Origin of the sequence: Pseudomonas sp. N40(2020), from assembly GCF_014472415.1 — a bacterium.
Taxonomy (GTDB): Bacteria; Pseudomonadota; Gammaproteobacteria; order Pseudomonadales; family Pseudomonadaceae; genus Aquipseudomonas.
Window position 1 is genome coordinate 98,445 of sequence record NZ_JACSZV010000021.1, and the last position, 10,856, is coordinate 109,300.

The following is a 10,856-nucleotide window of genomic DNA, read 5'->3' on the forward strand; positions in this document are numbered from 1 at the left end:
GAGCGCTCCTGTTGAGTATGAATAAAGTGCGTATAATCCGCCGCCATGACTCGAACTCGATCCCCCCGCACTCCTAAAAAACCACCTGCCAAGGGCTTGCGCCCATGGTTGGGTTGGGCCATTAAACTCAGTCTGGTCGGCCTTGTGGTGCTGGCCGGCTTCGCCGTTTACCTCGATGCCGTGGTGCAGGAGAAGTTCTCCGGCAAGCGCTGGACCATCCCGGCCAAGGTCTACGCGCGCCCGCTTGAGCTGTTCGTCGGACAAAAGCTCAGCAAGGACGATTTCCTCACCGAACTCGATGCCCTCGGCTATCGCCGCGAAGCCGTGAGCAATGGCCCTGGCGCCGCTGCCGTCAGCGGCAACACCGTCGATCTGAATACCCGTGGCTTCCAGTTCTATGAAGGTCTGGAGAAAGCGCAACCGGTGCGCGTGCGCTTCTCGGGCGATTATGTCGCCGAGCTTTCAGCCACCAACGGCTCCAAGCTGTCAGTGGTGCGCCTGGAACCGGTGCTGATCGGCGGGATTTATCCGAAGAATCTTGAAGACCGCATTCTGATCAAACTCGATCAAGTGCCGCCATATCTGCTGGAAACCCTGGTTGCGGTTGAGGATCGGGATTTCTACAGTCACTGGGGCGTGTCGCCGAAGTCGATTGCCCGCGCCATCTGGGTCAACACGTCCGGCGGCAAGATGACCCAGGGCGGCAGTACGCTGACCCAGCAGTTGGTGAAAAACTTCTACCTCACCAACGAACGCAGCCTGTCACGCAAGCTCACCGAAGCGATGATGGCGATGCTGTTGGAGCTGCATTACGACAAGAAGGAAATTCTTGAGGCCTACCTCAACGAAGTCTTCGTCGGACAGGACGGCCAACGCGCGGTGCACGGTTTCGGTCTGGCCAGTCAGTTCTTCTTCGGTCAGCCTCTGTCCGAGTTGAAGCTGCATCAAGTCGCGATGCTGGTGGGAATGGTCAAAGGCCCGTCCTATTACAACCCGCGGCGCAATCCCGAGCGTGCGCTGGAACGCCGTAATCTGGTGCTCGATGTGCTTGAGCAACAAGGCGTCGCAACGGCGGAGCAGGTCGAAGCAGCGAAGAAAATGCCACTGGGTGTAACCACTCGCGGCAAGCTGGCCGACAGCTCGTTCCCGGGCTTTATCGATCTGGTCAAACGCCAGTTGCGTGAAGACTACCGCGACGAAGACTTGACCGAAGAAGGTCTGCGGATCTTCACCAGTTTCGACCCGATTCTGCAGATGAAAGCCGAGGCGTCGGTCAACGACACCTTTAAGCGTCTGTCCGGGCGCAAAGGCTCCGATGACGTTGAAGCGGCGATGGTCGTGACCAATCCGGAAACCGGCGAAGTCCAGGCGATGATCGGCAGCCGACAGGCAAGCTATGCCGGCTTCAACCGGGCACTGGATGCGGTACGACCGATCGGCTCGTTGATCAAGCCGGCGGTGTATCTCACCGCGCTGGAAAAACCGAGCCAATACACCCTGACCAGTTGGTTGTCGGATGATCCGTTGTCGGTCAAGGGGGCGAACGGTCAGGTGTGGAAACCACAGAACTACGATCGTCGTTCCCACGGCACTGTGTTCCTCTATCAGGGCCTGGCGCATTCCTACAACCTGTCGACCTCGCGTCTGGGCCTGGAAGTGGGCGTACCGAATGTCCTCAAGACGCTGGGGCGCCTGGGTGTGACGCGCGAGTTTCCGGCATTCCCATCGATGTTGCTGGGTGCCGGCGGTATGACCCCGATCGAAGTGGCGACCATGTATCAGACCCTTGCCAACGGTGGTTTCAATACGCCGATGCGCGGGATTCGCAGCGTGCTGACCGCCGAAGGCGAGCCGCTCAAGCGTTATCCGTTCCAGATTCAGCAGCGTTTCGATCCGGCGTCCATTTACCTGATCCAGAACGCCATGCAGCGGGTCATGCGTGAAGGCACCGGCAGTTCGGTTTACAACGTGCTGCCCAAGACCCTGACACTGGCCGGCAAGACCGGTACCAGTAACGACTCGCGTGACAGCTGGTTCGCCGGTTTCAGTCAGGATCTGCTGGCGGTGGTCTGGCTGGGACGCGATGACAACGGCAAGACGCCATTCACTGGTGCTACCGGTGCGTTGCAGGTCTGGACAAGTTTCATGCGCAAGGCTGACCCGCTGCCGCTGGACATGCCGCAGCCGGACAACATCGTCCAGGCGTGGGTCGATTCGCGTACCGGGCAAGGCTCTGATGCCAACTGCCCTGGGGCGGTGCAGATGCCGTATATTCGCGGCAGCGAACCACCACCCGGCGCTGCCTGTGCAAGCGAAACGCCTGCTCCCGGCGAGTCGGTGATGGATTGGGTCAAGGGCTGGATGAATTAAGCGAAGAGGGTTTCAAGTGAACAAGTGGTTGATTCCAGCGGTGACTGCCGTGGCTTTGCTCAGCGGCTGCTCCACCGTACAGCGTGGTTCGATTCCGGTGGTTGATTCGGGCACGGCTGTGTCCAACAGCGAACGTATTTCGGCCAATGGCGGCTTCCGTCAAACCACGGTCAAGCGTCCTGCGCAGGGCCAGACTCAGGCCATACCGCAAGGTGATACTGGCGTTGTGGTGATGGTGCCGGGCGGCGGCGCGGCAACATCGGCGCCGATCAGCTCTTCGCCGATCGTGCCGGGCCCGGCATCCGGCGGCATCACGCCGGGGCCGTACAACCCTTCGCCAGTCGAGTCGGCACCGATCAACTCCGGCAGCTACAGCATGCCTTCGACGCCGAGCGGCATTCCTTCGGCCAGCAGCGGCGGCGGTCTGTCGGCGGACGAGCAACTGGACGGTCCGGTACTCGCCTTGCTGACGACTGCCCAACAGCAACAGGCCGGTGGCGACCTCAATGGTGCGTCGTCCAGCCTGGAGCGCGCGCAGCGTGTTGCCCCGCGTGAGCCGCAAGTGCTTTATCGCCTGGCACAGGTGCGTATGGCCCAAGGCGATGCGCCGCAAGCCGAGCAGTTTGCCCGTCGTGCACTGACCATGGCCAACGGCCGTCCGGACTTGCAGGCCAGCCTGTGGGAAATCATCGCTCAGTCCCGTGAGAAACAAGGTGATTCCGCTGGCGCTGCGCAGGCTCGCCAGAAGGCCAAGGTTTCGTTGTGATGGATAGTCGTTTCCCGAAAATCGCCGATCAGCTGTTGCTGATTGAGCGTGAGCTGCGCACGCAGGGTTGGTGGGATGAAGTTCAGCCGTCGGTAGAAGCCTTGAGCAGCGTCGAGCCATTCTCGGTCGACACGCTGGACTTCGAGCAGTGGCTGCAATGGATCTTCCTGCCTCGGATGAAGATGATCCTCGAGCAGGATCTGCCTTTGCCGAACGCCTCGGGCATTCAGGAAATGGCTGAAATGGTCTTCGCCCAGCGCAATATGCAGGGCAAGGATCGGCAGCTTCAGTTATTGCTCAAACAGTTTGATCAGTTGATTACTGCTTCGCGCTGAACCGGAAGCTGCCAGTTGTTACTGGCAGTTTTCCGCAATCTGCTTCTGCGCTTCGACGATGCGCTCCTGACGTTGTGCATCGCTCAGCCGCCGCAACTCCCCCTCAACTTCCTCCCGCAAACGCGGATTGTTGTGCAATTGCGCAAGATTCGTACGTGCCTGCTCGCAAAACGCCTTGAGCTGCGCTTGTTGATCGGCGACTTGCTTCTTGACCTTGTCGTCGATGGCTTTCTGATCGCCCATCACGCCGCCACCCGGCATTGGCGCCGGTTTTGCCGCAGGCGAGGAGGGCGTCTGCAGAGTAGTGGACGGCTGGCCTTGGGGAGGTTGTGCATCAAAGTGAGTGACACCTTGGGCATCGACCCATTTGTAGATCTGAGCGGCCGTGCACCATGGGCTGAGGCCGATCAGCAGGGTTAACAGAAGCATTCGCATGCTGATTCCTTAGCAAAATTGCGCAATTGACGCTAACAGAGTAGCTGTTTTCAGGTTTTTTCTTGCGTTCTCATGTGCTTACCCACAATTAAGCACATAGACGGCTTGACTTGGAGAGGGCGAAACAGAAGAATCCAAAGTCCGCTGTAGAGGGACTGCCAGAAGCAGACCCACTCGGTAGATCATGAGGCGCACATCCGCGCCGACCTGTTACACCCGCAACGCGTTACCTCGCGCTGGGTGGGAAAGGCCCGCAACACTTGGGACGATCCCAATACTTGCTCAGTCAGTGCTGACGTAGTCGGCGACCACCGTCGCTCATGCTCTGCCGAGAAGTAAACCTATTAAGACCCGTCCCATTTTTCGTGGGCGGTATTCTGGCGTTTTAGAGGTGAACAACGTGGAGCTTTTATCTGGCGGTGAGATGCTCGTCCGCTTCTTGCGTGACGAAGGCGTCAAATATATCTACGGGTACCCGGGTGGTGCTCTCCTGCATGTTTACGATGCCCTGTTCAAAGAACCGGAAGTGACTCACATCCTGGTTCGTCACGAGCAAGCGGCTACCCATATGGCTGACGGCTACGCCCGTGCCACCGGTAAAGCCGGCGTGGTATTGGTGACTTCCGGTCCAGGCGCCACAAACGCCATCACCGGTATTGCCACCGCCTATATGGATTCGATTCCAATGGTGATCATTTCCGGTCAGGTGCCTAGCACCATGGTCGGCACCGACGCGTTCCAGGAAACCGACATGATCGGTATCTCCCGGCCGATCGTGAAGCACAGCTTCATGATCAAGCACGCTTCGGAAATCCCGGAAGTCATGAAGAAGGCCTTCTACCTGGCGCAATCCGGTCGTCCGGGTCCGGTCGTGGTCGATATTCCGAAAGACATGACCAACCCGGCCGAGAAGTTCGAATACATCTTCCCGAAGAAAGCCAAGCTGCGCTCCTACAGCCCGGCCGTTCGCGGTCACTCGGGGCAAATCCGCAAGGCGGCAGAAATGCTCCTTGCGGCCAAGCGCCCTGTGCTGTACTCCGGTGGCGGCGTGATCCTGGGCAACGGTTCCGCACCGCTGACCGAACTGGCGAAAATGCTCAACCTGCCAGTGACCAACACGCTGATGGGCCTGGGCGGCTTCCCTGGCACCGATCGTCAGTTTATCGGCATGCTCGGGATGCACGGCAGCTACACCGCCAACCTGGCGATGCACCATGCCGACGTGATCCTGGCTGTCGGTGCGCGTTTCGACGATCGCGTGATCAACGGCGCGGCGAAGTTCTGCCCGAACGCCAAGATCATCCACATCGACATCGACCCGGCTTCGATTTCCAAGACCATCAAGGCTGACGTGCCTATCGTTGGTCCGGTCGAGAGCGTCCTGACCGAAATGGTCGCGATCCTCAAGGAAATCGGCGAGACCCCAAACAAGGAGTCTGTGGCCAGTTGGTGGAAGCAGGTTGATGAATGGCGTGGTGATCGCGGCCTGTTTCCTTACGACAAGGGCGACGGCAGCAAGATCAAGCCACAGACTGTGATCGAAACCCTCTGCGAAGTGACCAAGGGCGATGCCTTTATCACCTCCGACGTGGGCCAGCACCAGATGTTCGCTGCGCAGTACTACACGTTCAATAAGCCTAACCGCTGGATCAACTCCGGTGGCCTGGGCACCATGGGCTTCGGTTTCCCAGCGGCCATGGGTATCAAGTTGAACTTCCCGGAAGACGACGTTGCCTGCGTCACCGGTGAAGGCAGTATCCAGATGAACATCCAGGAACTGTCGACCTGCCTGCAATATGGCTTGCCAGTAAAAATCGTCATCCTGAACAACGGTGTTCTGGGGATGGTGCGTCAGTGGCAGGACATGAGCTACGGCAGCCGTCACTCGCACTCGTACATGGAATCGCTGCCTGACTTCGTCAAGTTGGCTGAAGCCTACGGTCACGTTGGCGTACGCATCACCGATTCGAAAGATTTGAAGTCGAAGATGGAAGAAGCGTTCGCCATGAAGGATCGCCTGGTCGTGATCGATATTTCGGTAGACACCAGCGAGCACGTCTACCCGATGCAGATCAAAGACGGCTCGATGCGCGATATGTGGCTGAGCAAGACGGAGCGTACTTAATCATGCGGCACATTATTTCCTTGCTTCTGGAAAACGAACCCGGCGCTCTGTCTCGCGTAGTCGGCCTGTTCTCGCAGCGCAACTACAACATCGAAAGCCTGACCGTGGCCCCGACCGAAGACCCGACCCTGTCGCGTCTGACGCTGACCACCGTTGGTCACGATGAAGTCATCGAGCAGATCACTAAAAACCTGAACAAGCTGATCGAAGTGGTCAAGCTGGTGGACCTGTCGGAAAGTGCTCATATCGAGCGCGAACTGATGCTGGTCAAGGTCAAGGCCACTGGCGCCCAGCGCGCCGAGATCAAACGCACCACCGATATTTACCGTGGACAGATCGTCGATGTCAGCGCCAGCGTGTATACCGTTCAATTGACCGGTACCAGCGACAAGCTCGACAGCTTCATTCAGTCCATCGGCACCGCATCGATTCTGGAAACCGTCCGCAGCGGCGTGACCGGCATCGCCCGCGGCGACAAAGTACTCAGCATCTAAACCAAATTAGCGAATGGCCTGAACGGCCTGGATATATAGGGGAAATTCATGAAAGTTTTCTACGATAAAGACTGCGACCTGTCGATCATCCAGGGCAAGAAAGTTGCCATCATCGGTTACGGTTCCCAGGGCCACGCCCAGGCGTGCAACCTGAAAGATTCCGGTGTCGACGTTACCGTTGGTCTGCGTAAAGGTTCGGCCACCGTTGCCAAAGCTGAAGCTCACGGCCTGAAAGTGACCGACGTTGCTTCCGCTGTTGCTGCTGCCGACCTGGTCATGATCCTGACCCCGGACGAGTTCCAGTCCTCGCTGTACAAGAACGAAATCGAGCCGAACATCAAGAAAGGCGCCACCCTGGCCTTCTCCCACGGTTTCGCGATCCACTACAACCAGGTTGTTCCGCGTGCCGACCTCGACGTGATCATGATCGCGCCGAAAGCCCCGGGCCACACCGTGCGTTCCGAGTTCGTGAAGGGTGGTGGTATCCCTGACCTGATCGCGATCTACCAGGACGCTTCGGGCAACGCCAAAAACGTTGCACTGTCCTACGCTGCCGGTGTTGGCGGCGGTCGTACCGGTATCATCGAAACCACCTTCAAGGACGAGACTGAAACTGACCTGTTCGGCGAGCAAGCCGTTCTGTGTGGCGGTACCGTTGAACTGGTCAAAGCCGGTTTCGAAACTCTGGTTGAAGCTGGCTACGCGCCGGAAATGGCCTACTTCGAGTGCCTGCACGAACTGAAACTGATCGTTGACCTCATGTACGAAGGCGGTATCGCCAACATGAACTACTCGATCTCCAACAACGCTGAGTACGGCGAGTACGTGACCGGTCCGGAAGTGATCAACGCCGAATCCCGTCAGGCCATGCGCAACGCCCTGAAACGTATTCAGGACGGCGAATACGCCAAAATGTTCATCAGCGAAGGCGCAACCGGCTACCCTTCGATGACCGCCAAGCGTCGTAACAACGCCGCTCACGGTATCGAAATCATCGGCGAGCAACTGCGCTCCATGATGCCGTGGATCGGTGCCAACAAGATCGTCGACAAAGCCAAAAACTAAGTCGTCGTCCCTTGTACGAAAAACGCGGCCTCGGCCGCGTTTTTTCGTTTGAGGCGGTGGTTCTGGTATAAAGCTGCATCGTTTGTGGCCGAACCGTCGTCCCAGACACCTGTCGAATTTTTTCCAAACCGTTGCAAGGTAATGTCCATGAGCGAACGTCCCGAAGAGCCGAACAAGGCTTCTGACGCCGAAAGCCTGCTGCCTATCGATGAACACATCGAAGAAGGGCACGACGCAGAAGGTCGTAAAGTCCGGCATCGTGGTATCTATCTGCTGCCGAATCTGTTCACCACAGCGAACCTGTTCGCAGGGTTCTACTCCATCATCAACTCGATGAGTGCCCAGGCTGCGTTAAGCGCCGGGGACTCGGTGAACGCGAGCAAGTATTTCGCCTTCGCTGCCATCGCTATTTTCGTCGCCATGGTGCTCGACGGCCTCGATGGTCGTGTTGCGCGCATGACCAATACGCAAAGCGCTTTCGGCGCCGAGTATGACTCGCTGTCCGACATGGTTGCTTTCGGCGTGGCACCGGCGCTGCTGGCCTTTGGCTGGGCGTTGGGTGATATGGGCAAGGTCGGCTGGATGGTCGCCTTCATCTATGTAGCGGGTGCGGCCCTGCGTCTGGCGCGCTTCAACACTCAGGTTGGCACTGCCGACAAGCGCTACTTCATCGGTCTGGCCAGTCCGGCAGCCGCCGGCGTGGTGGCTGGTATTGTCTGGGCGTTCAGCGATTACGGGATCCAGGGCTCGAAGATGTCGTTCCTGGTCGCGCTGATGGTGGCCGCTGCCGGCATGCTGATGGTCAGCAACATCAAGTACAACAGCTTCAAGGAGCTGGACTTGAAAGGGCGTGTGCCTTTCGTTGCGATTCTCGCGGTGGTGTTGGTGTTTGCCGTGGTCTTCAGCGATCCACCGCGCATTCTGCTGCTGGTGTTTCTCGCTTATGCGGCCTCCGGCCCAGTGCAATACCTCCTGCATCTTCGTCGCCACAAAAACGCCGAGTGATGTAATTTCCCGCATACTCCGCAGTCTATGGGTACATCTGTCCTCCAAAGCTGCGGAGTTGTCATGTTGATCAAAATCCCCAAAGCATCTGACTGCCATGAGTCGGATGTCACGTCTGAATCGATTTATCTCTCTCGTCGCCAATTGCTTGGAGCCACTGCCGCCGGTATCGCCGTCGGCAGCTTGCCGCGCTGGGCTAGTGCCGACGATGCCGCTCGCTATGCTGATGTCGAGGCGGGTAAAGCGCCAGCCTGGTTTACCGAGAAGCTCCCCTCTACAAAGTGGGGAGCGGTCAACGTCAAGGATGAGGCGATCACCCCTTATAAAGACGCGACTCACTACAACAACTTCTATGAGTTCGGTACTGACAAAGGTGACCCGGCGGCGAATGCCGGGACGCTGAAAACTGAACCCTGGAGTGTTGTGGTAGACGGGGAGGTGGGTAAGCCAGGGCGTTATGCGCTGGAAGACTTCATGAAACCGTATCAGCTGGAAGAGCGCATCTATCGCCTGCGCTGCGTTGAAGCCTGGTCGATGGTTATTCCGTGGATCGGTTTTCCTATCTCGGCGCTGCTCAAGCAGGTCGAGCCTACCTCCAATGCCAAGTACATCCGTTTCGAAACGCTGCAGGATCCCAAGAGCATGCCAGGACAGCGCTCTGGTTTTGCCCTGATCGACTGGCCTTATGTAGAAGGCTTGCGTCTGGATGAAGCGATGAATCCATTGGCGATTCTGGCTGTGGGCATGTATGGCCGGGAATTGCCGAATCAGAATGGCGCACCGCTGCGTTTGGTTGTGCCTTGGAAGTATGGGTTCAAGAGCGTCAAATCCATCGTGCGGATCAGTTTGGTCAGCGAGCAGCCGAAGACGACATGGCAGAGTATTGCGTCGGATGAGTACGGGTTTTATGCGAACGTGAATCCTACAGTCGACCATCCGCGCTGGACGCAAGCACGGGAGCGCCGGTTGCCGAACAGCCTGTTCAAGCCGAATGTGCGCGATACCCAGATGTTCAATGGCTACTCGGATGAAGTTGCTTCTTTATATACAGGGCTCGATCTGCGGAAGAATTACTGATGCGATATCCGGTCTGGCGAGTGGGTGTTTTCATTGCAGCGGCGATCTGGCCTTTGCTGTGGTTTTATCAAGCCTTCGAGGATTTGCTTGGGCCGGATCCTGGCAAGGTCCTGGTTGATCGGCTCGGACTCGGGACGTTGGTGTTGTTGCTGATTACTTTGAGCATGACGCCTATGCAAAAATTGACCGGCTGGGCGGGGTGGATCGCAGTACGTCGGCAATTGGGGCTTTGGTGTTTTGCCTATGTGGTTCTACATCTATGTAGCTACATGGCATTCATTCTCGGGTTCGATTGGTCGCAGCTTGGCGTTGAGCTGCGTAAGCGGCCATACATTATTGTCGGTACATTAGGTTTTCTCGGGTTGCTGGCGTTGGCGGTGACTTCCAATCGTTACAGTCAGCGCCGTCTAGGCGTGCGCTGGAAGAAGCTGCACCGTCTTGCCTATGTGATTCTGGGGCTGGGTTTGCTGCATATGCTTTGGATCGTGCGTGCTGATCTCCGAGAGTGGGCTATCTATGCCTTTATAGGTGCTCTGCTTCTTTTGCTGCGTGTGCCACCTGTTACTCGTCGAATCCCGCGTTTAATGGCTAAAAAACAGATTCTGCAAGAAAAGCGAAATTAGGTGTTGACGGCAGATTCTGGAAGTCTATAATTCGCCCACTTCCGGCGCAGTCGAAACGGAAAACTCCTTGAGATTCAATGAGTTATACGGTTTTCGATAGCGGGTTGCTTCAGTTCATCGAAGCCTGGAAGGAGTTGAAAGAGCGGTGCTGTTTGGCTCTTTTAACGGTTCGATCTTCTCGGTCGAAAGCGGAGAAAAAGAGGTGTTGACAACAGCGAGTAACGCTGTAGAATTCGCCTCCCGCTAACGAGAGATCGGAAGCGCAAGTGGTTGAAGTTGTTGAAGAATTCTTCGAAAACTTCTGAAAATAATCACTTGACAGCAAATGAGGCTGCTGTAGAATGCGCGCCTCGGTTGAGACGAAAGATCTTAACCAACCGCTCTTTAACAACTGAATCAAGCAATTCGTGTGGGTGCTTGTGGGGTCAGACTGATAGTCAACAAGATTATCAGCATCACAAGTTACTCCGCGAGAAATCAAAGATGTAACCAACGATTGCTGAGCCAAGTTTAGGGTTTCTTAAAAACCCAAAGATGTTTGAACTGAAGAGTTTGATCATG

At 57.0% G+C, this 10,856-nt stretch carries 10 protein-coding genes; 9 read left to right on the plus strand and 1 reads right to left on the minus strand.

All coding sequences use genetic code 11. From position 1 onward, the window contains the following. Window positions 1-45: 45 nt before the first annotated feature. From mrcB to IAI51_RS15445, 3 genes are read left to right on the plus strand one after another with little or no spacing between them, the layout of a single operon-like run. Window positions 46-2,370, plus strand: a complete 2,325-nt coding sequence (mrcB, locus tag IAI51_RS15435; protein WP_187679250.1) for a penicillin-binding protein 1B — start codon at window positions 46-48, stop codon at window positions 2,368-2,370. A gap of 16 nt (window positions 2,371-2,386) precedes the next feature. Continuing rightward, entirely contained in the window at window positions 2,387-3,136 is a 750-nt protein-coding gene (locus IAI51_RS15440) for a hypothetical protein (protein WP_187679251.1), read from the plus strand. Further along, window positions 3,136-3,471, plus strand: a complete 336-nt coding sequence (locus IAI51_RS15445) for a YqcC family protein (protein WP_187679252.1) — start codon at window positions 3,136-3,138, stop codon at window positions 3,469-3,471. The genes IAI51_RS15440 and IAI51_RS15445 overlap by 1 nt, the downstream gene beginning before the upstream one ends. Before the next feature lie 18 nt (window positions 3,472-3,489). On the opposite strand, the gene IAI51_RS15450 is transcribed toward IAI51_RS15445, so the two are convergent. Then, window positions 3,490-3,906 carry a DUF4124 domain-containing protein gene (locus IAI51_RS15450; RefSeq protein ID WP_187679253.1) on the minus strand — a complete coding sequence of 139 codons (417 nt, stop codon included), beginning with the start codon at window positions 3,904-3,906 and terminating at the stop codon, window positions 3,490-3,492. Between the two features lie 400 nt (window positions 3,907-4,306). Between IAI51_RS15450 and IAI51_RS15455 the strand changes: the two genes are divergently transcribed. The 6 genes from IAI51_RS15455 to msrQ all read left to right on the plus strand — a co-directional run bounded on the left by IAI51_RS15455 (window position 4,307) and on the right by msrQ (window position 10,295). Next, the gene (locus IAI51_RS15455) at window positions 4,307-6,031 is read left to right on the plus strand and encodes an acetolactate synthase 3 large subunit (RefSeq protein WP_187679254.1); all 1,725 of its coding nucleotides are present in this window, start codon (window positions 4,307-4,309) and stop codon (window positions 6,029-6,031) included. A 2-nt stretch (window positions 6,032-6,033) separates the two neighbouring features. Further along, window positions 6,034-6,525 (plus strand): acetolactate synthase small subunit, encoded by a 492-nt coding sequence (ilvN, locus tag IAI51_RS15460; RefSeq protein WP_003176102.1) that lies wholly within the window; start codon window positions 6,034-6,036, stop codon window positions 6,523-6,525. A gap of 48 nt (window positions 6,526-6,573) precedes the next feature. Next, window positions 6,574-7,590: a ketol-acid reductoisomerase gene (gene ilvC / locus IAI51_RS15465; protein WP_003228216.1), complete on the plus strand. Its 1,017-nt coding sequence runs from the start codon at window positions 6,574-6,576 to the stop codon at window positions 7,588-7,590. 147 nt (window positions 7,591-7,737) lie between these two features. Continuing rightward, on the plus strand, window positions 7,738-8,595 hold the full coding sequence (gene pssA, locus IAI51_RS15470; RefSeq protein WP_187679255.1) for a CDP-diacylglycerol--serine O-phosphatidyltransferase: 858 nt from the start codon (window positions 7,738-7,740) through the stop codon (window positions 8,593-8,595). 63 nt (window positions 8,596-8,658) lie between these two features. Then, window positions 8,659-9,672, plus strand: coding sequence for a protein-methionine-sulfoxide reductase catalytic subunit MsrP (gene msrP, locus IAI51_RS15475; protein ID WP_187679256.1), 1,014 nt, complete (start codon window positions 8,659-8,661; stop codon window positions 9,670-9,672). Continuing rightward, on the plus strand, window positions 9,672-10,295 hold the full coding sequence (msrQ, locus tag IAI51_RS15480; protein ID WP_187679257.1) for a protein-methionine-sulfoxide reductase heme-binding subunit MsrQ: 624 nt from the start codon (window positions 9,672-9,674) through the stop codon (window positions 10,293-10,295). The genes msrP and msrQ overlap by 1 nt, the downstream gene beginning before the upstream one ends. The last annotated feature ends 561 nt before the right edge of the window (window positions 10,296-10,856 follow it).